This window comes from Dyella sp. (genome assembly GCF_051954575.1).
In the GTDB taxonomy this organism is placed as follows: domain Bacteria; phylum Pseudomonadota; class Gammaproteobacteria; order Xanthomonadales; family Rhodanobacteraceae; genus Dyella_B.
In genome coordinates, this window is the sequence record NZ_JBQCHP010000085.1 from 1 (window position 1) to 20,272 (window position 20,272).

At 63.3% G+C, this 20,272-nt stretch carries 16 protein-coding genes; 11 read left to right on the forward strand and 5 right to left on the reverse strand.

The features are described 5' to 3' along the window. Positions 1 to 804: UTP--glucose-1-phosphate uridylyltransferase (locus tag ACTHNE_RS11740; RefSeq protein WP_440269337.1), on the forward strand; the 804-nt coding region annotated here is incomplete at its 5' end. Between the two features lie 120 nt (positions 805 to 924). On the opposite strand, the gene ACTHNE_RS11745 is transcribed toward ACTHNE_RS11740, so the two are convergent. Both ACTHNE_RS11745 and ACTHNE_RS11750 read right to left on the reverse strand, forming a co-directional pair. Continuing rightward, positions 925 to 1,683 (reverse strand): DUF2182 domain-containing protein, encoded by a 759-nt coding sequence (locus ACTHNE_RS11745; protein ID WP_324946590.1) that lies wholly within the window; start codon positions 1,681 to 1,683, stop codon positions 925 to 927. Between the two features lie 76 nt (positions 1,684 to 1,759). Beyond that, positions 1,760 to 2,527: a DUF899 domain-containing protein gene (locus tag ACTHNE_RS11750; RefSeq protein ID WP_440269339.1), complete on the reverse strand. Its 768-nt coding sequence runs from the start codon at positions 2,525 to 2,527 to the stop codon at positions 1,760 to 1,762. Between the two features lie 94 nt (positions 2,528 to 2,621). On the opposite strand from ACTHNE_RS11750, the gene ACTHNE_RS11755 reads away from it, so the two are divergent. From ACTHNE_RS11755 to pbpC, 4 genes are all read left to right on the forward strand, one after another. Continuing rightward, complete coding sequence (locus ACTHNE_RS11755) at positions 2,622 to 3,848, forward strand: helix-turn-helix domain-containing protein (protein WP_440269340.1); 1,227 nt, start codon at positions 2,622 to 2,624, stop codon at positions 3,846 to 3,848. A gap of 299 nt (positions 3,849 to 4,147) precedes the next feature. Further along, the gene (locus ACTHNE_RS11760) at positions 4,148 to 4,780 is read left to right on the forward strand and encodes a Vgb family protein (RefSeq protein ID WP_324942515.1); all 633 of its coding nucleotides are present in this window, start codon (positions 4,148 to 4,150) and stop codon (positions 4,778 to 4,780) included. A gap of 274 nt (positions 4,781 to 5,054) precedes the next feature. Next, positions 5,055 to 11,141 carry an alpha-2-macroglobulin family protein gene (locus ACTHNE_RS11765; RefSeq protein WP_440269341.1) on the forward strand — a complete coding sequence of 2,029 codons (6,087 nt, stop codon included), beginning with the start codon at positions 5,055 to 5,057 and terminating at the stop codon, positions 11,139 to 11,141. A 186-nt stretch (positions 11,142 to 11,327) separates the two neighbouring features. After that, the gene (gene pbpC / locus ACTHNE_RS11770) at positions 11,328 to 13,706 is read left to right on the forward strand and encodes a penicillin-binding protein 1C (protein ID WP_440269342.1); all 2,379 of its coding nucleotides are present in this window, start codon (positions 11,328 to 11,330) and stop codon (positions 13,704 to 13,706) included. Between the two features lie 12 nt (positions 13,707 to 13,718). Here pbpC and ACTHNE_RS11775 read toward each other — a convergent pair whose 3' ends face one another. Both ACTHNE_RS11775 and ACTHNE_RS11780 read right to left on the reverse strand, forming a co-directional pair. Further along, positions 13,719 to 13,916, reverse strand: a complete 198-nt coding sequence (locus ACTHNE_RS11775) for a type II toxin-antitoxin system HicA family toxin (RefSeq protein WP_440269343.1) — start codon at positions 13,914 to 13,916, stop codon at positions 13,719 to 13,721. Positions 13,917 to 13,919: 3 nt separating this feature from the next. After that, positions 13,920 to 14,198 (reverse strand): DUF1902 domain-containing protein, encoded by a 279-nt coding sequence (locus ACTHNE_RS11780; protein ID WP_440269344.1) that lies wholly within the window; start codon positions 14,196 to 14,198, stop codon positions 13,920 to 13,922. Positions 14,199 to 14,314: 116 nt separating this feature from the next. On the opposite strand from ACTHNE_RS11780, the gene ACTHNE_RS11785 reads away from it, so the two are divergent. From ACTHNE_RS11785 to ACTHNE_RS11800, 4 genes are all read left to right on the forward strand, one after another. Further along, on the forward strand, positions 14,315 to 15,604 hold the full coding sequence (locus tag ACTHNE_RS11785) for an NAD(P)/FAD-dependent oxidoreductase (protein WP_440269345.1): 1,290 nt from the start codon (positions 14,315 to 14,317) through the stop codon (positions 15,602 to 15,604). Beyond that, the gene (locus ACTHNE_RS11790) at positions 15,601 to 15,948 is read left to right on the forward strand and encodes a tRNA-binding protein (protein ID WP_324937014.1); all 348 of its coding nucleotides are present in this window, start codon (positions 15,601 to 15,603) and stop codon (positions 15,946 to 15,948) included. Before ACTHNE_RS11785 ends, ACTHNE_RS11790 begins: the two co-directional genes overlap by 4 nt. A gap of 1 nt (position 15,949) precedes the next feature. Further along, positions 15,950 to 16,405, forward strand: a complete 456-nt coding sequence (locus tag ACTHNE_RS11795; protein ID WP_440269346.1) for a GNAT family N-acetyltransferase — start codon at positions 15,950 to 15,952, stop codon at positions 16,403 to 16,405. Between the two features lie 96 nt (positions 16,406 to 16,501). Next, positions 16,502 to 16,837, forward strand: coding sequence for a hypothetical protein (locus tag ACTHNE_RS11800; protein ID WP_324937010.1), 336 nt, complete (start codon positions 16,502 to 16,504; stop codon positions 16,835 to 16,837). 37 nt (positions 16,838 to 16,874) lie between these two features. Here ACTHNE_RS11800 and ACTHNE_RS11805 read toward each other — a convergent pair whose 3' ends face one another. Continuing rightward, entirely contained in the window at positions 16,875 to 17,771 is an 897-nt protein-coding gene (locus ACTHNE_RS11805; RefSeq protein ID WP_440269347.1) for a glycosyltransferase family 2 protein, read from the reverse strand. A 995-nt stretch (positions 17,772 to 18,766) separates the two neighbouring features. Here ACTHNE_RS11805 and ACTHNE_RS11810 point away from each other — a divergent pair. Together ACTHNE_RS11810 and aqpZ are read left to right on the forward strand one after the other, a co-directional pair. Continuing rightward, the gene (locus ACTHNE_RS11810; RefSeq protein ID WP_324937006.1) at positions 18,767 to 19,135 is read left to right on the forward strand and encodes an HU family DNA-binding protein; all 369 of its coding nucleotides are present in this window, start codon (positions 18,767 to 18,769) and stop codon (positions 19,133 to 19,135) included. A 276-nt stretch (positions 19,136 to 19,411) separates the two neighbouring features. Continuing rightward, on the forward strand, positions 19,412 to 20,155 hold the full coding sequence (aqpZ, locus tag ACTHNE_RS11815; protein ID WP_440269348.1) for an aquaporin Z: 744 nt from the start codon (positions 19,412 to 19,414) through the stop codon (positions 20,153 to 20,155). Positions 20,156 to 20,272: the final 117 nt, after the last annotated feature.

The window sequence follows — 20,272 nt, forward strand, 5'->3', positions numbered from 1 at the left end:
AAGGTGGTCGCCAAGGAAATGCTGCCGGTGCTGGACAAGCCCCTGATCCAGTACGCCGTCGACGAAGCCGTCGATGCCGGGGCCGATACGCTGGTCTTCGTCACCAATCGCTACAAGCACGCCATCGCCGACTACTTCGACAAGGCGTACGAGCTGGAAGCGAAGCTGCAGGAAAAGGGCAAGGACGAACTGCTCGCCCTGGTGCAGGGCACGCTGCCGCGCCACGTGCGTGCCATCTTCGTCACCCAGCCCGAGGCGCTGGGCCTGGGCCACGCAGTGCTGTGCGCCAAACCGGTGGTGGGCGACGAGCCGTTCGGCGTGGTGCTGCCCGACGACCTGATCTGGAACCGCGGCAAGGGCGCCCTGCGCCAGATGGCGGAACTGGCCGAATCCGAATCCGCCGGCGTGATCGCGGTGGAAGAAGTGCCGCACGACCAGACCGACAAATACGGCATCGTCGACGCCGAACCGATCGATGAGCGCAGCGCGCGCATCCGCTATATGGTCGAAAAGCCCAAGCCGGCCGATGCACCGTCCAACCTGGCCGTAGTCGGCCGTTACGTGCTGCCGGGCCGTATCTTCCAGTTGCTCGAACAGACCAAGCCGGGTGCAGGCGGCGAAATCCAGCTGACCGACGCGATCGAAGCACTGTTGACGGAGCAGGGCAAGGTGCTCGCCTATCGCTTCGAAGGCACCCGTTTCGACTGCGGCAACAAGGCTGGCCTGGTGCGCGCCACCATGCATATGGCGATGCAGGACCCGAGCCTGGCGAAGGTCGTGCGCGAAGTCGCCAAGTCGTATTGATTTATGCCGAAACATCGTCCCGGCATTCGCTGGGGCGATGATCGTAGGTTGGGGTGCAAACCCCAACATCGCCACGTCTGGTAGATTGCAAATGTTGGGGTTTGCACCCCAATCTACGAGCTAGACGATCAAAACCAATCCCGCACCGATCGCTATGACGCCGATGGCCTGCGCCACCAGCTTGCTTGCCGGCACAAGCCGTTCCGCCGTAATCGCCGCCGTCACGAACACCATGGCGCGCAGGTCCATCACACCGATCACCAGCTGAATCGCCGTCAAGTTGGTGCAGCTCAAGCAGCAATGCAGCCCCAGGCACATGCCCTGCCGCCACGCGTTGCCGGTGTGCGCATGCCGCAGTACTTCCCGGCACCGAGCAAGCTGCCGCGCTTTCCAGGGCGTGAATTGGAATACGCCAGCGACCAGGGCGATCGCGCCAGCTGCCTGCGGTACGACGCGCGCCAAGGCCGGCCACCGCATTTCCACCGCCGCCAGCGTGACGCCCAGCGGAAACACGAGCAGGCCGAACACCGTCCATACGAAGAAATAACCCGCACCCATCAGCATGGTGAGCCGTTCCACCTGCACGCCATCGCGCGCACGCACGGTCTGGCGGTAGCGCTGCAACGCAGGCACCAGGGACGGCAGCATCATTGCGGCCATCATCAGATCCCACATCAGGATGAACGATGCCGCCGCGCCGCCCCAACTCTGGCCGGGCATGCGCATCCAGGTCATCGACATCGTCCAGCCACCCGGCATCGGCATCGCATCCATGCTGGACATGGATGCGCATCCGGCGATGGTCAGCACCGCGCTGATGGCGAAAAGCATCGCCGAGGTGGCGAAGAAGGCGCGTTCGGAAGTCTGGGCGGCGATCATGGGAATGCCTCGATGCGGCAGGGTCATGGGATCGACGAAGCCGGTACCGCGTTTTCGACACCGGCCGGAAAGTGCGTCAGCGCTTGCCGTACTCGTCGTGGCGGCGCCACCACACGCCTGTCTCGTTGCGTCCCTTGGGCGCCCGGTCCAGCCACTGGAACATGCCCCACAGGCCGTCCAGGCCGCGCGCATAGGTGGAATAGCTGTGATAGACAACCCCGTCTTCCAGCACGAATGCGCTCATGCCCGGCCGTTCGCGCACGTAGGACAACGCATCCGTTCCGCTTGCGCGCGCGTGATCGATCACCACCTGCGGGAACTGCGCCGTCTCATCCATCGCGTGGCCGCCGCGCTGGTAGTTGTATTCGTAGTTTCCCTCGCGCTGTTGTTCCTCGGTGATGGAAACGGTGAAATCGAAATTGAAATCGCCGCCCAGCGAGGACGCCCACGGAAACGTCCATCCCAGACGCTTCTTGTAGGCCTGCAGTTTCCCCAGCGGTGCGCGCGACACGGCCCACAGCATCACGTCATGGTTCGCCAGATGTTCGGCAATACCGTTGAAGCCATCGGCGATCGCCGAGCAGGACGGGCAGCCGGCGGCAAAATCAGGTCCGAACATGAAGTGATAGACGAGCAGCTGCGAGCGTCCGCCGAATAGGTCCGCCAGCGAAGCTCCGCCTTCATCGGTATCGAAGCGATAACCCTTGTTGACTGGCACCCACGGCAGTTCCTGTCGCTGGCGCGCCAGCTCGTCGCTGCGATGGGTGAGTTCCTTCTCCCCCTTGAGCAGTTCCAGCCTCGCTTCCAGCCATTGTTCGCGTGTTCCAACCGTATGCGTGGTCATGATCGTTCCTCCGTTCGTGAAATAGCGGGTGTCTAACCGTGGGATATAGTTGACGCTTAGGCTCCGAACGGGTGGGAGTGACAAGTGTGGCGCGATGGCTATGGACTCCCTGATCACCGCCGCGGCGCGCGCACTTGCCGCCGGTGATCCGCTTGGCGCGCTGAAGCGGGTCGCCTTGCGCGAAGATGCGCCCAGCCTCGCGCTGCGCGGCATCGCCATGGCGCAGCTCGGCGACCTGGCTCGGGCCAAGGCGCTCTTGCGCAAGGCAGCGCGCGGATTCGGTCCCAAAGAGGCAGTGGCCCGGGCGAGGTGCATCGTGGCCGAGGCGGAAATCGCGCTGGTCTCGCGCGAACTGGGCTGGCCTGCGAAGGCGCTCGAAGCCGCACGTGCAACGCTTGAAATGCATGGCGATCGCGTCAACGCCGCACACGCGCGGAATATCGAGGTTCGCCGTCTGCTCCTGCTCGGCCGTCTAGACGACGCCGAACACATGCTGGCCGAACTCGACCCCACGCCATTCCCACCCGCGTCGCGGGCCGCGCACGAACTGGTCGTGGCAGGCATCGCGATCCGCCGTCTGCAAACCCAACGGGCACGCGCTGCGCTCGACCGGGCCGCGCACGCGGCGCATGTGGCGCGCATCCCCGCGTTGATGGCGGAGGTCGAAAGCGCCGCGCACGTACTGAACGCACCCGCCGCACGCCTGATCGCACGCGGCGAAGAACGTCTGCTGCGGCTGGATGAGGTCGAAGCGTTGCTGACTTCGCCGGCGTTCGTGGTGGATGCATGCCGCCATGTGATCCATGAGGCAGGTAAGGCGATTTCGCTTGCCACGCGTCCGGTCCTGTTCACGCTTGCGCGGCTCATGGCTGAAGCCTGGCCTGCCGATGTACCGAGAAGCATGCTTGTCGCGCACGCCTTTCGCGCCAGGCACGCCGATGAATCGCACCGTGCGCGCTTGCGTGTCGAAGTCGGGCGACTGCGTGCGATGCTGCGAACGGTGGCGGAAGTAAGCGCGACGGAACGAGGCTTTGCGCTGACGCCACGCCACGCACGCGAGGTGGTCGTGCTGGCGCCGTCCGTCGAAGACCGGCATGCGGCCGTGCTCGCCTTGCTCGCCGACGGCGAGGCATGGTCGAGTTCGGCCTTGTCGATGGCGCTGGGTGCTAGCCCACGCACGGTGCAGCGAGCGCTCGATGCGCTGGCGGCAAGCGGCAAGGTGCAAGCGATCGGCCGCGGCCCTGCGCGTCGCTGGATGACGCCGCCGGTACCGGGTTTTCCGTCGATTTTGTTACTCCCAGGCCCGTTGCCGGGTGACTAGGGCCTGTTCGCACTATTGGCGTGGCCCGCGCGGGGAGCTTGTTGCCCGCCAGGAAAGGAAGAGCGAGGGTGTGTTCGTCGGAACACGACTGAGCGATGACGCGGCATGGCGCGCAAACAGACCCGGCCCTTCGGGTTGTCGTTGAGTGGCCGTCATGCGGCAGCGCGCGGCTTGCCTTGGCAGCCAGCCAAGGCTGCGCCACGCACTACCACCTGACAGCCACTCAATGACAACGCGGGCTACGCCAATAGTGCGAACAGGCCCTAGGATGGCGATCACCGACTGACCAGGACAGAACCATGAAACGATCCGCAGCCCAGATTCTGCGCGAGTACGGCCCCTTTCCCGGCGTCGACCAGGTCGGAGGCGTGACCTACGATGGCCAACAAGTCTGGTTTGCCGCCGGCGACAAGCTCAACGCCCTCGATCCAGCGACCGGGAACATGCAGCGCTCGATCGACATCGCCGCACATGCGGGCACGGCGTTCGATGGCCAGCATCTGTTTCAGATCACCGAAGATCGCATCCATAAAATCGATCCGGCCACCGGCCAGGTGCTCGCCACCATTCCAGCGCCCGGAGGCGGCGGCGATTCAGGGCTCGCCTGGGCCGAAGGGTCGCTATGGGTAGGTGAATACCGAGCCCGCAAAATCCACCAGATCGATCCCGAAACCGGAGCAATTCTTCGCACCATCGAATCGAACCGTTTCGTCACTGGCGTCACCTGGATCGACGGCGAGCTCTGGCATGCCACGTGGGAAGGCGATGAGAGCGACGTGCGGCGGATCGATCCGCAAACGGGTGAAGTGCTGGAGCGATTGGATATGCCGCCTGGCATAGGCGTATCGGGGCTCGAATCCGATAAGGAGGGGCGGTTCTTTTGTGGGGGTGGTAAGAGCGGGAAGATAAGAGCTGTTTTGCGGCCAAAGTAAAGCGTCGGTGCGAGCAGGTTGCTGGTGTCGCCTAGCGTAGTGGCTTATAGAACTTTCTGAGCGAGCCCCACAGCACTTCGCCATCCTTCTGCCCTTACGCTTCCACTCATGCCAGAATTGCGGCGGCGCTCTGCCATGATTCCTTGGCAGTATGCACATGGGGAATTCCATTCGTAGCCGTTCATGCCATCCGGCCTGAGCCTCCCTGTAGCTGTGCGAACGCCACGGCAAGTATTGCCGTGGACCATTAACGGATTGAACTTCGGAAAGCATTATGGATTTGCTGCGTTTTCTGCTTCTGTTGCCGGTACGGCTGCTGCGTGGCGTATTGAGCGCGCTGGGATGGATGTTGCGCCCATTGCTTGGCCAGGTGAGCTGGTCTGCGCCGGGCTGGATGCTCGCCGCGCGGCGGCGTCCCCTGCATACGCTGGGCGTGATGGCGGCCAGCCTGGCGGTGATTGCCGGTGGCTGGTTCGGCTGGCATTGGTACAAGCATCGGCCACGGCCCCACGAACCGGTGCGCATCACCTGGAAGGTCGAAGCGCCGGACGTTACGGACTACAGCAAGCTGCCGATCACGATCCACCCGTTGGAGATCGCGTTTTCGGCCTCCGCCGCGCCGATCGAGCTGGTCGGCAAGCCAGTGACCGACGGCATCGTCATGCAGCCGCAGACGAGCGGCCAGTGGACCTGGGTGGACGACAAGACGCTGCGCTTTACGCCGGCCGCCGACTGGCCGATCGGGCAGCACTACAAGATTCGCTTCGACATTCCCAAAGCCTTCGCCCATCACGTGCTGATGGCCGATGACCATTTCGAGTTCGACATACAGCCGTTCAAGGCCGTGCTGGGCAAGGGCGAGTTCTACCAGGATCCACAGGACCCCACCGCCAAGAAAACCATCATTCCGGTCGACTTCAATTATCCGGTCGACCCGGCGCAACTGGAAAAGCGCATTGCGCTGAGCCTGGCCGGGCAGGGCGATCGCTCCTCGACGCCGTTGAAGTACAGCGTTACCTACGACCAATACAAGCTGCGCGCATGGATCCACTCGCAACCGCTGGACCTGCCGCGCGACGATGGCGCGGTGGCGCTCACGCTCGACAGCGGCGTGCGCAGTGCGCGCGGCGGCAACGGCACCGAGGCCGAATTGAAGACCAGCGTGCGCGTGCCGGGCTTATACAGCCTCACTGTGGACGACGTGAGCCCGACCCTGGTCGACAACGATAAATACGAGCCCGAGCAGGTGCTGGTGGTCAACCTGAGCGGCGCCGTGCGCGACAGCGACCTGGCCTCGCTGGTGCACGCCTGGGTATTGCCGGAGCGCAATCCGAACGCCGAGCGCAGCGACGAGGAAGGCAGCCAGGACGGTGAGAACAATGAAGAACCGGCCGCCTACGACTGGAGTGCCGGCGAAGTCGGCGAGGACGTGCTGCGCAAATCGCAGAAGCTTCCGCTGGAAGTGGTGCCGACCGAAAACGACTACCAGGCGCTGCAGAGCTTCAAGTTCCACGCCAATCCGCGCCAGCGCATCTATGTGCGCGTAGAGAAAGGGCTGAAATCCTTCGGCGGCTACGTGCTCGGCAAACCGGCGAGCGCGGTCGTCACCGTGCCGGATTATCCGAAGCTGCTGCGCTTCATGGCCGACGGCTCGCTGCTTTCGTTGAGCGGCAGCAAGCGCGTCTCGGTGGTGTCGCGCAACATGGCCGGCATGCGCCTGCAGATCGGCCGCGTGCTGCCGGATCAGTTGCAACACCTGGTCAGCCTCAACCAGGGCGACTACAAGCATCCGCAACTGCCTTACGACTTTACCGAAGAACACATCGTCGACCGCTTCGAACTCAAGCGTGCATTCCCCGCCGGCGATCCGGCCCATGCGCATTACGAGGGCGTGGACCTCGGGCAGTATCTGCAGTCCGGCAAGCGTGGCGTGTTCCTGCTGCATCTGTACGATTTCGATCCGGCGCAGGCCAAGAAGCAGGCCGAGCAGGAAGCCAAGGCGAAAGCGCGCGCGAAGCAGGGCATCGCACCGCCGCCGCCCGGTGCGCAGCCTGATCCGGAGCCCGATACGTCGGCGGCAACTTCCAGCGATACGCCCAGCGATGAAAGCGGCAATGGCGAAGAAGAAGGCGGTCCTTCCGCGCAGGACAGCCGCCTGATCGTGGTCACGGACCTCGGCATGCTGGTGAAGCATGCGCTTGACGGCAGCGAGGACGTGTTCGTGCAATCGATCCGCACCGGCCAGCCGGTGGCGGGCGCGAACGTCTCCGTGTTGGCGGTGAACGGCCAGACGCTGTTCGCGCAGGACACCGGCGCCGATGGCGTGGTGCATTTCCCCACCTTCAAGGGCCTGGATCGCGAGAAGCGTCCGGCGCTGTTCGTGGTGAAGAAGGCGGATGATCTATCGTTCCTGCCGATCGGCGGCGCCGACCGACAGCTCGACTACTCGCGCTTCGACATCGGCGGCGAAGCCAGCGCAGTCAATCCGGGCACCTTGTCGGCGTATCTGTTCTCCGATCGCGGCATCTATCGTCCGGGCGATGAGATGCACATCGGCCTGATCGTGCGCGCCGCCAGCTGGCTGCGCAACGTCGCCGGCATTCCGCTGCAGGCCGAAGTGGTCGATCCGCGCGGCGTTACGGTGAAGCAATTGCCGTTGAAGATGGACGATTCCGGCTTCGGCGAGCTGAGCTACACGCCGGCCGAAACCGCGCCGACCGGCACCTGGACGATCAACCTCTACATCGTGCGCGACGGCAAAGCCGACACGCAGATCGGCAACACCACCGTACAGGTGAAGGAATTCCAGCCCGACCGTATGAAGGTGACGGCGAAGCTGTCCAGCCAGGTTGCCGAAGGCTGGGTGAAACCTACCGGGCTCAAGGGCCTGGTCGATGCGCAGAACCTGTTCGGCACGCCGGCGGCAGATCGCCGCGTCGAAGCCTCGCTGACGTTGCGTCCGGCATGGCCGTCCTTCCGTAGCTGGCCCGATTACCACTTCTACGACGTCCATCGCGCCAAGGACGGTTACGACGAAAACCTGCAGGACGGCCAGACCGACGACAAAGGCCACGCCGAATTCGATCTGGACCTCAAGAAATACGCCGACGCGACCTATCAGCTGTATTTCCTGGTCAAGGCGCACGAGCCCGAAGGTGGCCGCAGCGTGGCCGCCGCCACGCAAACGCTGGTGTCGAGCAACGATTGGCTGGTCGGCTATCGCAGCGACGACGCGCTCGATTACGTCAGCCGCAACGCCGTGCGCAAAGTGCACCTGGTGGCGATCGACAACCAGGCCAAGTCGATCAAGCTGGACGGACTCAAGGCGCAATTGATCGAACGTCGTTATGTGTCCGTGCTGACCAAGCAGGATTCGGGCGTCTACAAGTACGAATCCAAGCTCAAGGAAATCCAGCTCAGCGAGCAGCCGCTGAGCATTCCAGCCGGAGGGTTCGATTACATCCTGCCCACCGACAAACCCGGCAACTACGCGCTGGTGATCCTGCGCGGCAGCGATCGGGTGGAAGTGAACCGCGTGGGCTACTCGGTGGCGGGCGACGCGAACCTTTCGCGCTCGCTCGACCGCAATGCGGAACTGCAGCTCAATCTGGAAAAGGCCGATTACAACCCCGGCGACACCATCAACATTTCCATCCGAGCACCGTATGCGGGCAGCGGCCTGATCACCATCGAGCGCGACAAGGTGTATGCGCACGCCTGGTTCCATGCCGATACCACCAGCTCGGTGCAGCAGATCACGCTGCCGAAGGATTTCGAAGGCAACGGCTATATCAACGTGCAGTTCATCCGCGATCCGTCGTCGGATGAAATCTTCATGAGCCCGCTAAGCTACGGTGTGGTGCCGTTCTCGGTGAACCTGGATGCACGCCGCGATGTGCTCAAGGTGGATTCGCCCGACGTGGTGAAACCGGGCGATACCGTCACCTTCAAGCTGCATGCGGAGCATCCGGCCAAGGCGGTGGTGTTTGCGGTGGATGAAGGCATCCTGCAGGTGGCGCGCTACAAGCTGGGCGATCCGCTGAAGTTCTTCTTCCGCAAGAAGATGCTGGAAGTGCAGACCTCGCAGATCCTCGACCTGATCCTGCCAGATTTCGAAAAGCTGATGGCCTTGTCGGCAGCGCCCGGCGGTGACGCCGATGCGGCGATCGGACGCCAGCTCAATCCGTTCAAGCGCAAGCGCGACAAGCCGGTGGTGTTCTGGTCGGGCATCGTCGATGTCGATGGCGACAAGGACTTCACCTACACCGTGCCCGATTACTTCAACGGCAAGCTGCGCGTGATGGCGGTGGCGGTATCGCCGGATCGCGTCGGCACCTTTGAAGGCGCAACCACGGTACGCGGCGATTTCGTGCTTTCACTCAACGCACCGACCACGCTTGCGCCGGGTGACGAAACCGAAGTGAGCGTCGGCGTGGCGAACAACCTCACCGGCCTGGGCGGCAAGCCGGTGCCGGTGGCGGTCACGCTGCAAACCGGACCGCAACTGCAAGTGGTCGGTGCGGCCACGCAGAACGTGAGCCTGGCCCAGATGCATGAAGGCGTGGTGAAGTTCCGCGTCAAGGCCACCGACAAACTCGGCTCCGGCCATCTCGCTTTCACTGCAGCATATGCCGGCAAATCCGCGCGCCAGGCAGTGGATGTGTCGGTGCGACCGGCAGCGGCGTATCGTACCCAGGTCGATGTCGGCCAGGTATTCACGCGCAGCCAGTCGGAACTGTCGCCGCTGCGGCAGATGTTCGATGCGTACGCGGCGCGCGATGCGGCAATCTCACCGTTGCCGATCGTGCTGGCGCAGGGCATCACCAGCTACCTGGTGAACTACCAGCACTATTGCAGCGAGCAGGTGGTGAGCATGGCGATGCCGCGCCTGATCGTGGCCAAGTGGCCGCAGGTGCCGGTGTTCGCACATGCGCTGCAACCGGCCTTCGGCGGCGAAGACGCCAAGAAGATCAGCAACGAGGAGGCCATCACCAAGCTGCTGGACGTGCTGCATGCACGCCAGAACAGCGAAGGCGGTTTCGGCCTTTGGGTGGCCACGCCCGATTCGGAGCCGTTCGTATCGGCCTATGCGATGAACTTCATGCTGGAGGCACGCGATCGTGGCACCGTCGTGCCGCAGGACATGCTCGATGCCGGCAACAAATACCTGCAGCAGTTGGCCGCCAACGATGGCATGGATTCGCTGGATCAACTGCGCCAGCGCGCCTATGCCGCGTATCTGCTGACGCGCCAGGGCAACGTCACCACCAACGCGCTGGCGTCGATCCAGAAGCGCCTGCAGGAAGCGTATCCGAAGGTGTGGAAGAACGACCTGGCCGCGGCATGGCTGGCCGCTTCCTACAAGCTGCTCAAACAGGACGACGAAGCCAATCGCCTGATGGCGGGCCCCGAGCAGGTGCTGACGCGCTCGAAGCAGGACGACAAGTTCGTCTACAGCTACTACTACGATCCGCTGGTGCGCGATGCGAGCGTGCTGTACCTGTTGTCGCGGCACTTCCCGGAGCGCGCAAAAGCGCTGCCGGCGCGCGTGTTCGAAAACATTGCCTGGCCGTTGGCGCACGACAACTACAATACCTTGTCGTCGTCGATGACGATCCTGGCGCTGGACAGTTACGCCGGCCAGAACGGCGCCGAGCTGGACAAGCTGGGCATCCAGGAAGTGCATGCCGACGGCAGCACCAAGACCATCTCCAGCGTGCAGGGCAACCTGCTGCAGGCCGGTAGCTGGGACGCGGCGGCGACCAAGCTGCGCTTCCTCAACCAGAGCGACCTGCCGGCCTGGCGCGTGGCCAGCCAGAGCGGCTACGACCGCGTGCAGCCGGACAAGGCGATCGCCAACGGCATCGAGATCATTCGCGAGTACACCGATGCGCAAGGCAAGCCGCTGGACGCGATCACCTTGGGCGAAGAGATCGACGTGCACGTGAAGATCCGTGCCACCGGCAGCGATGCGGTCGGCAACGTGGCGATCGTGGACCTGCTGCCCGGCGGTTTCGAACCGGTGATCGAACCGCCGCCCGCGGTCAGCGCACCGCAGAGCGATGACGCTTCCAGCGACAACGCAAACGGCGACAGCAACGCCAGTCCACCACAGGCATGGCGTTCGCCGATCGGCCTGGGGATCTCGACCTGGCAGCCGGAATACGCGGATATCCGCGAGGATCGCGTGGTGATCTACGGCGAGGCGACGCCGGACGTGCGGCAATTCGTGTATCGGATCCGTGCCACCAACGCGGGTACGTTCGCAGTGCCGCCGGCGTATGCCGAATCGCTGTATGACCGGACTTGTCAGGCGCGTTCGGCGGGTGGGTTGTCGTTGAAGGTGGTGGCGAAGCCTTGAGCGTAACGAAGCCGAAGATGTTGCTCCCTCCCCTACGTGTTGTAGGGGAGGTTTGGGGTGGGGTGAAGCAACCTCGCGGGAAATGACTGCCGTGCGGCAAGCTTGCATAACCCCACCCCAGCCCTCCCCTGCTTGCAGGGGAGGGGGCCATTTCCCGCGCGCGTGCAGATTGAGCTGGCTGCACCCATGAAACTCCTGCACATCACCCATCGCTGGATCGTGCGATGGCAAAACTGGCTCATGGCAGCGCTGCTGCTGTTCGCCATACTCGCCGGCTGCCGCCTGTGGCCGCATCCACCGCTGCGCAGCTGGTTGCCCTCATCGACCGCGGTCTACGACAGCAAAGGCCATCTGCTGCGCCTGACGCTCGCCAGCGACCAGCAATATCGCCTGTGGGTGCCACTGAAAGACATCTCGCCGCAACTGGTCGATGGTGTGCTGCTGCATGAAGACCGCTGGTATCGGTGGCATGCCGGCGTCAACCCGTACGGCTTGTTGCGTGGCGCGTGGATCACCTACATCCGGCACGGTTCGCCGCAGGGCGGTTCCACCATCACCATGCAGCTCGCGCGCTTGTTGTGGGGACTGAACACGCGCACCCCCCTGGGCAAGCTGCGGCAGATCGCGCGCGCGATGCAGCTGGAACTGTTCCATTCCAAGCGCGAGATCCTCGAGGCCTATCTCAATCTCGCGCCGTATGGCTCGAACGTGCAGGGCATCGCCACAGCAAGCCTGGTGTACTTCGGCAAACCGGCCAGCCAGCTCTCGCTGCCCGAAGCGCTGACGCTGGCGGTGATTCCACAGAATCCCTCGCGCCGTTTGCTGGCCGGGCAGGGCGGCAGCAGCGCATTGATCAGCAGTGGCCTGGCCGATGCGCGCAATCGCCTGTATCAGGCATGGCTGGCTACACATCCGCACGATGCCAACCTGAAACCGCTGTTCGCGCTGCCACTGACGCTGCGGCCGCTCAGCCGTTTGCCGTTCGAGACACCGCATGCGGTGGAGCAAGTTCTGTCCGCGCAATCGCTGAATGGCGAAGCGCGCAGCGCCGTGGTCACCACCACGCTCGATCTGGATCTACAGCGCACGCTGGAGCGCCAGATTGCGCTGTACATCAAGCGCAAGGCATCTAGCGGCATCGCCAATGCGGCGGCGATCCTGGTCGATACACGCGACATGGGCATCAAGGCGATGGTGGGCTCGGCCGATTACCGCAACGCCGCCATCCAGGGCCAGGTGAATGGCACGCTGGCGAAGCGATCGCCGGGCTCCGCGCTGAAGCCTTTTATCTATGCGCTGGGTTTCGACCAGGGGGTGCTGCATCCGCAGACCGTGCTGCGCGATGTGCCCACCGCCTTCGGCCCGTATACGCCGGAAAACTTCGACGGCAATTTTCTCGGGCCGATCACAGCTACGCAGGCCTTGATCCGCAGCCGCAACATCCCCGCGGTATGGGTGGCCTCGCAGTTGCATCAACCCAGCCTTTTCGATTTCCTGCAGCAGGCCGGCGTCAGCCGCATGGCCAGCGAGCAGCATTACGGTTTGTCGCTGGTGCTGGGCGGCGGCGAAGTGAGCATGCAGGAGCTGGCCGGGCTCTACGCCATGCTCGCCAATCGCGGCGTACTGCGTCCCTTGCGCCTGCGCGTGGATGATCCCAAAACCGATGGAACGCGCCTGCTCAGCGACGAAGCCAGCTACATGGCGATGGACATCCTGCGCCAGAACCCGCGCCCCGACGATGCCGCGGACATGCAGGGCACACGTTTGCCGGTGTACTGGAAAACCGGTACCTCCTGGGCCTTTCGCGATGCCTGGACGGCAGGCAGTTTCGGCCCCTACGTGCTGGTGGTATGGATCGGCAATTTCGACGGCAGCGGCAACCCTGCCTTCGTCGGCATCGACGCGGCGGCGCCGCTGTTCTTCCAGATCATCGATGCGATGAATGCCGAACACGTGCCGCTCAACGAGCCCATTCGCGCCATGCCGCCAAACCTGCGGCGCGTACAGATCTGCCTGGCCAGCGGCAACCTGCCTACGCAATGGTGTCCACAACGCGGCATGACCTGGTTCATTCCCGGCAAATCGCCGATCCGCGTCGACAGCATCTACCGCCCCGTGGTGATCGACGATGCGACCGGCAAGGCCGCCTGTCCGCCGTTCGACGACAAGCGCACGCATGTGGAGGTATACGAATTCTGGCCTTCGGACTTGCAGCGCGTGTTCCAGCAGGCCGGCATGCCGCGCCGGAAGCCTCCTGTGAACGAGGCCTGCAACGACAACGAACGCATCAGTGGTGCGCCCCCGCGCATCACCTCGCCCTTGCGCGGCAGCACCTACACCTTGCGCCTGAAGCAGCTCGCTGAAGAAAGCATTCCGTTCACCGCCACCAACGATGCGGACGTGCGCGCGCTGTACTGGTTCGTGGACGATGCCTACGTCGGTCGCAGCGCGCCCGGCGAATTGATGTATTGGCAGCCGCACGGCGCAGGGCGGCATACAGTGCGGGTGGTAGATGACCATGGACTGGCGGATCAGCGGATTCTGGATATCACGCTGGCCGAATAACGTCGGCGAGGATCAAAGTTTCCTGTTGATGCCGGCTTGCTTGAGGATGACGTTGGCGGTGTGCCTGTTCTCCACCGTCACCGCAACCGGGAATCTCGCCTTGTTGATGGGGCTGTACCATATTTCATGGCTCCCCTTTCCTTGGCGGATGCGCTCACATCCGTGAGCGAGCAAAATTTCGCGCAACTGCGCGTAGAAACCGGAACCCATGCCTTACAGCGCGATGGGATGGTTTTGAGCGGAGTCCTCGAACTCGAACCGCAGCCGCATGGTGGCAATATCGATGCCGGGCTGGTTGTATTCGGCCAGTTCCGGGGCGATTTCCCACACTCGGTCGATCAGGCCGTCATAGCTGGCATGCTCGGTGACCAGATGCAAGTCATCGCAGGTCGCAACCCACATCGTGCGCTCGTTTTCGTCTTGCGCGAGCGCATGGATGACCTGGACGTGGAACACCGCGTTGCGGCGCTTGGCGTGGATGACATGGGGCATGGGCGTTAATTTAGCACAGGCCTTTTTTCAAGGCCTGAACCTGCATCCGTACACGCCGGACAGGTAGCCCGCCAACTGCGTTATGCTCGCCAACATAACCGCCCGGCCTATCCCACATGATGCAACCCCCGGTGCCGTCTTATTACCGCGCCACGGCCATGCCGTACGAGCCTTATGCCCCTTTGCAAGGGCGGCAGGAAACGCGCGTGGCAATTATCGGCGGCGGCTTTGCCGGGCTGAATACGGCATTGGGTCTGGCCGAACGCGGTGTGCGGGACGTGGTCGTGCTTGAGCGCGAGCAGATTGGTTTCGGTGCGTCCGGCCGCAACGGTGGCTTCGTGTTCGGCGGGTATTCGCTGGGCGAGGAGGCGCTGCACCATCAGTTGGGTGCGGAGCGCGCCAGGCGTATCTTCGATCTCACCACCGCCGCCGTGCGGCGCATACGCGAACGCGTCACGCACTACGCCATGCAATGCGACATGGTCGACCAGGGCGTGATCTGGGCGAACTGGTTCCGCGATCCCAACGTGCTGCGCAAACGCCAGCGTCTGCTCGCCGACCATTACGGCGTGCATTGGGAATGGCTGGCGCAGGAAGAACTGCGCGAACGGGTGCGCAGCGAACGCTATTTCGATGGCCTTTACGAACGCAATGCGCTGCACCTGCATCCGTTGAACTACGCCATCGGGCTGGCCGCGGCCGCAACGCAGCAAGGTGTGCGCGTGCACGAAAACAGCGACGTCTGGCGCTTGCGCCGCGAAGGCGCGCATTGGCGAATCAGTACACCGCAAGGCGAATTGCAGGCCGAACAGGTGGTGCTGGCCTGCGGCGGGTATCTGGCCGGACTGCGGCGGCAGATCGACCGCTCGGTGCTGCCGATCGCCACTTACGTAATGGTGACCGAGCCGCTCGGCGAACGTCTCGACGAATGCCTGCAAACGCGCGCCGCCGTATACGACACGCGGTTCGCCTTCGACTATTACCGCCCGCTGCCGGATCGCCGGCTGCTGTGGGGCGGCAGGATCTCCGTACGAAACCGCTCCGCATCAGCGGTGCGGCGCGTGCTGATGCGCGACCTGCTGCGCGTTTTTCCGGTCTTGAAAGGCGTGCGTATCGACTACGCATGGTCTGGCCTGATGAGTTACGCGCGCCATCAGATGCCGCAGATCGGCACGGATGGCCAAGGCTTGTGGTGGGCGCAGGCGTTCGGCGGACACGGCCTGGCGCCAACTTGCGCCGCCGGCGAACTGTTGGCGGCGGCCATGGCCGAAAGTGACGAAGGCTGGAAACAGTTCGCCGATTACGGCCTGGCCCACGCCTACAAACCCTTCGGCCTGTTGGGTGCGCAGGCGAGCTATTGGTGGCAGGAGTTCAACGATTGGTTCAAGCGGAGCCTTGAAGGATGAGCGAACAACAACGCGAAGAAATCAGCTGGGCGGATTTCGAAAAAGTGCTGATCGTGGCCGGCACGATCCTCCGCGTGGAGCCTTTCCCCGAAGCGCGCAAGCCGGCATGGAAGGTATGGGTTGATTTCGGGCCGTACGGCGAGCGCAAAACCAGCGCGCAGATCGCCGCGCTGTATACGCCCGAATCGCTGCTTGGAAAGCAGATCGTGGGCGTGATCAATTTTCCCGAGAAGCAGATCGGCCCATTCCGCTCGCAATTCCTGCTTACCGGTTTCCCGACCGAGCAAGGCGTGGTGATCACCACCGTCGAGCGTCCGGTGCCGAACGGCACCAGGTTGGCCTGATATGACGAAAGCGCCCCTCTTGCGCAAGGCGCGCGTGGAGGACGCCGCCGAAGTCGCACGCCTGGCTGGCGAGCTGGGCTATGCGACGTCGGTCGAGACGATGCACGAACGATTGACGGTATTGACCGCGCATCCGGATCACTGCATTACCGTCGCCGAACGCGACGGGCATATGCTCGGCTGGATCGCCGTCGAACGTCGCCGCACGCTGGAGTCCGGCGAACGCGTGGAAATCGTGGGCCTGGTGGTGGATGCGCAACACCGCGGTGGCGGCGTAGGGCGCTTGCTGGTGCAGGCCGCCGAGCAATGGGCGCAGCAGCGTGGTTTCGACACGCTGTGCGTGCGTTCCAACGTGCTGCGCGATGCGTCGCATCCGTTCTACGAGCGCATGGGTTATGTGCGGCGCAAGACGCAGCACTACTACGTCAAGACACTCTTCCATGCAGGCGAACCATGAAGCTGTGCGCCAGCATGAATCCTTGAGGCTCCGTGAACATCGGCGCTTGCATACTCGTGACGGCGACTTGACTACCATGAGGGAGCCATCATGCGTATGAATTCGATCAGGTGCGCGCTGCTGCCGTGCATGCTCTTGCTGGCGGGCGCGGCCATCGCGTCCACACAGGACGAACCGCCGCCCGGTTCCGCCCCAGGCGCGGGTGCGCATATGGCGCACGCCATCAAAGGCAACGACATGGTCAACATGCATGGCATGCACACCATGCCGGCCACGGTCACCGCCGCGGACCCCAAGACCGGCATCGTGGATGTGACGGCCGAAGGCATGGCGCTGCGCGTGCACTTTCCGCCCGCGTCCATGGCGAGCCTGAAAGCCGGTGACAAGATCGGCCTGTATATGGGCTACAGCCAGGCCAATGTGGTGAAGTGACGGCCTTAAGGCAACACTGGATCAGTGTTGCCTAACCTTACGGCTTCAATGCGTGACGCTGCGAGGCCACGCCGGGCGTGGGCGTAAATCCGGGCGGCTTGAACAATGCCCGACGTATGCGTGCCACCAGCCCTACCGCACGCGTGAACAGATATTCGGGAAAGCTGATGAAGCCTTCGCGCCACAGCCGTCGGCGCATGATGCGGCGTGCGCTGTGCACTGCCGCGAAGTTGTCGCTGAGCCCGTGCTGGCCCGGGCTGCGCTTGTTCCAGATCGCCAGCACCTGATCGATCTTGGCGCAGCGGTGGCCGGAAAACAGGACCTGCGACCACAGCAGGTAATCTTCCGAATACCAGACCTGCGGATCGAAGCGGTAGGGCAGGTCGCGGCGCAGCACCACCGAGGCGGTGGGGAACGGATTGTGGAACAGCACGCGGCTTCGGCCGATGATCTGCGCCTGCGGCGAGCCTTGCGGTTCGGGAACAGGGGTGCCGCGCGCGGCCACGATCATCCGGTGCGCGATCAGCGCAATGCCGGGATCGGCTTCCAACGCCGCCATCTGCCATTCCAGCTTGCGTGCGCCCCAGGTGTCATCGGCATCTAGAAAGGCAATATAAGGCTGCGTGGCGCGCTCCCAGCCGATGTTGCGCGCACGCGACGGGCCGCCGTTGGCCTCCAGCGCGATCACTTTGATCCAGCCGTCCTCGTACGCCGCGGCAACGCGATGCAAGGCGGCGAGCGTACCATCGCCGCTGCCGTCTTCCACCAGCAGCACCTCGGCGGGGGGCAGGGTCTGCGCAGCGATCGACGCTACCGCGTCATCGATGGTGGCGGCGCAGCGGAAACAGGGCACCACAACGCTCACCGGAGCCCGCTTGACGGCGGATACGCTGGGGCCTGGCGCGCGGGTTGCGGTCTTCGTTTCGTAAGGCATCGGATGAAATTCCAGGGCCATGCCGCTGGCATGCGAGAGCGCGGCTTCCCTTTGCAGGTTGCGGGCGGCCACCGTGGCGTTTGCGCGCGCTTCCTGGCGCCTGTGCAGGTGCCGTTGTTTGTACGGCAGCTGCGGTGAGTGCGGAATGAAAGGGGTGTCTAGGGGGCGTCATGCGTGTGTATCGCGCAAATGCCTGGCCGTCGGAGAACTTGCGGTCATATCAGAGATGAGGTTGAGCGTTGTCTCATGCTCGTTCGTCACCGACGAACGCTCTCTGCCGCCGGAGAGATGGTTGCCACAAATGTCCCGTCATCCCAGCGAAAGCTGGGATCCAGCGACTTGCTAAGCGTGAACGGCACTGGATTGACCAGCTTCGCTGTTGTGAAGCGCCTCAGCTTTCGCTGGAATGACGAATCGGTAGTACTGAATTTGCAGGCAAAAATCGAGCACCTGGATTACGCGCCAGAAGTCGCTGGACCCCGGCGTTCGTCGGAGCAACGAACATGAAATGAACAGGCCCTAGCTGAGGGTTCGGGCGAAGAGGGATGCAGACATACAACGCAACCCGCAATCGTCGCACGCTGCTCATGCCCTCATCGCATTCCCAAGTTTTGGATAACGATGCGAGAAGGAAGCCGCACGCAACGGACCATGTCCGGAGAGCTCGCACAAAGGGAATCCAGCTTCACTCGCGCATGGCATGTCCGCGCTTCGCTTGGTTCGCCTCGTACGACTATTGGCTCAAAGGGGGATGGCTTTCGATACCGCACGGAGTGCTCAAAAAATGCCCAGCGCACGCCATCTTTTTGCACGCCATAAACCCCGATCGGGTTGGCAAAAAGCTTGCTTCCCGGGGTTTTCCTGCTTCGGGGTGTGCCCGGATGCATCTTTTTGGGCTTTTTTTGCATTTACCAGTTGGCGAAGGCACAAATTTCCCCTACATTTCGCTCGCCGAAAGGCGTATTTCAACAATCCATATAACGATGGGGTAGTCCATGGCAAAGAAGGCAGCAAAAGGCAAGTCGGCATCCAAGGCCGCAGCAGCTCCGAAGCCGATCAAGGATGCATTGAGCAAGTCCGGTCTGGTTGCGCACCTGGCGGAGACCACGGGTCTTGCATCCAAGGATGTGCGTGGCGTTCTGTCCGCGCTGGAAGGTGTTGTGCACGCTTCCATCCATAAGAAGGGCGCTGGCATGTTCACCCTGCCTGGTCTGCTGAAGATCACCGCCGTCAACGTGCCGGCCAAGCCGAAGCGCAAGGGCATCAACCCCTTCACGAAGGAAGAGCAGTGGTTCGCCGCCAAGCCCGCCACCGTGAAGGTCAAGATCCGTCCGCTCAAGAAGCTCAAGGACGCGGCGCTCTGATCTTCGCTTAAGGCTGTTGCGTACGCAGCGGCCCTGCAAACCATACGGGATGCGTCACGCCAGTGGCGCATCCCGTTTTTACGTTTGGCGTTGAGAAAAATCTCAACGCAGCGGCTGCAAAGCGGCAATCTCTTTCATCGAAACGAAAGGCGTGGTATTTACCCGCCTATCCATCGGCATGCGCAGGACTGCGTGCGTGGATGCGAGGGGGCATAAGGCACCACAAGAAAGACGCGTAGCGTTTTCGCTAACCCTTTTGTCGATGGGAGACAATCCATGTTTAAACGACTCTGTGCAGAGTTTTTCGGCACTTTCTGGCTGGTGCTCGGCGGTTGCGGCAGCGCCGTATTGGCCGCGGCCTTTCCGAATCTGGGCATTGGTTTCGCCGGCGTGGCGCTGGCCTTCGGCCTTACCGTGGTCACCATGGCCTATGCCTGCGCGGGCATTTCCGGCGCGCATTTCAATCCGGCAGTGACGGTGGGGCTGTTTTTCGGCGGGCGCTTCAGCGGCAAGGACGTGGTGCCATATATCGTTGCGCAAGTCGTGGGCGCGATCGTCGCGGCCGCGGTGCTGTACGTGATCGCCAGCGGCAAGCCCGGCTTTGACGCCACCGCCAGCGGTTTCGCCTCCAACGGCTATGGCGAGCATTCGCCGGGCGGCTATTCGCTGCAGGCCTGCGTGGTGAGCGAATTCGTGCTTACCGCGATGTTCCTGATCGTGATCCACGGCGCCACCGACCGCCGCGCGCCGGCCGGCTTCGGCCCGCTGGCGATCGGCCTGGCGCTCACGTTGATTCACCTGATCAGCATCCCGGTCACCAATACCTCGGTGAACCCTGCGCGCAGCACCGGCGTGGCGGTGTTCCAGGGTACGTGGGCGCTGCAGCAATTGTGGATGTTCTGGCTGGTGCCGCTGCTCGGCGGTGCGGCGGGCGGGCTGATCTTCCGCTTCCTGCTTGGTGAGGACGTGTCCAAGCCGAGCCTGACCACGACTGCGCAGCCGGGCATAAGCAACGCGTAGCCTGCGCCAGGTTGCAGCCGAAACCCGGCATGACCATCCCAGGCATGTCGGGTCCGGCGGTGTCTCTGCGCCAACCCAAAAAAACCTGCGCGGAGCCCGCCAAAAACCTTGCAATCC

What these genes read in the sequence shown, in the direction of transcription:
- ACTHNE_RS11745 (WP_324946590.1), bottom strand. Translation starts at nt 1,683, where the DNA reads ATGATCGCCGCCCAGACTTCCGAACGCGCCTTCTTCGCCACCTCGGCG.
- ACTHNE_RS11750 (WP_440269339.1), bottom strand. Translation starts at nt 2,527, where the DNA reads ATGACCACGCATACGGTTGGAACACGCGAACAATGGCTGGAAGCGAGG.
- ACTHNE_RS11755 (WP_440269340.1), top strand. Translation starts at nt 2,622, where the DNA reads ATGGCTATGGACTCCCTGATCACCGCCGCGGCGCGCGCACTTGCCGCC.
- ACTHNE_RS11760 (WP_324942515.1), top strand. Translation starts at nt 4,148, where the DNA reads ATGAAACGATCCGCAGCCCAGATTCTGCGCGAGTACGGCCCCTTTCCC.
- ACTHNE_RS11765 (WP_440269341.1), top strand. Translation starts at nt 5,055, where the DNA reads ATGGATTTGCTGCGTTTTCTGCTTCTGTTGCCGGTACGGCTGCTGCGT.
- pbpC (WP_440269342.1), top strand. Translation starts at nt 11,328, where the DNA reads ATGAAACTCCTGCACATCACCCATCGCTGGATCGTGCGATGGCAAAAC.
- ACTHNE_RS11775 (WP_440269343.1), bottom strand. Translation starts at nt 13,916, where the DNA reads ATGGGTTCCGGTTTCTACGCGCAGTTGCGCGAAATTTTGCTCGCTCAC.
- ACTHNE_RS11780 (WP_440269344.1), bottom strand. Translation starts at nt 14,198, where the DNA reads ATGCCCCATGTCATCCACGCCAAGCGCCGCAACGCGGTGTTCCACGTC.
- ACTHNE_RS11785 (WP_440269345.1), top strand. Translation starts at nt 14,315, where the DNA reads ATGATGCAACCCCCGGTGCCGTCTTATTACCGCGCCACGGCCATGCCG.
- ACTHNE_RS11790 (WP_324937014.1), top strand. Translation starts at nt 15,601, where the DNA reads ATGAGCGAACAACAACGCGAAGAAATCAGCTGGGCGGATTTCGAAAAA.
- ACTHNE_RS11795 (WP_440269346.1), top strand. Translation starts at nt 15,950, where the DNA reads ATGACGAAAGCGCCCCTCTTGCGCAAGGCGCGCGTGGAGGACGCCGCC.
- ACTHNE_RS11800 (WP_324937010.1), top strand. Translation starts at nt 16,502, where the DNA reads ATGAATTCGATCAGGTGCGCGCTGCTGCCGTGCATGCTCTTGCTGGCG.
- ACTHNE_RS11805 (WP_440269347.1), bottom strand. Translation starts at nt 17,771, where the DNA reads ATGCCTTACGAAACGAAGACCGCAACCCGCGCGCCAGGCCCCAGCGTA.
- ACTHNE_RS11810 (WP_324937006.1), top strand. Translation starts at nt 18,767, where the DNA reads ATGGCAAAGAAGGCAGCAAAAGGCAAGTCGGCATCCAAGGCCGCAGCA.
- aqpZ (WP_440269348.1), top strand. Translation starts at nt 19,412, where the DNA reads ATGTTTAAACGACTCTGTGCAGAGTTTTTCGGCACTTTCTGGCTGGTG.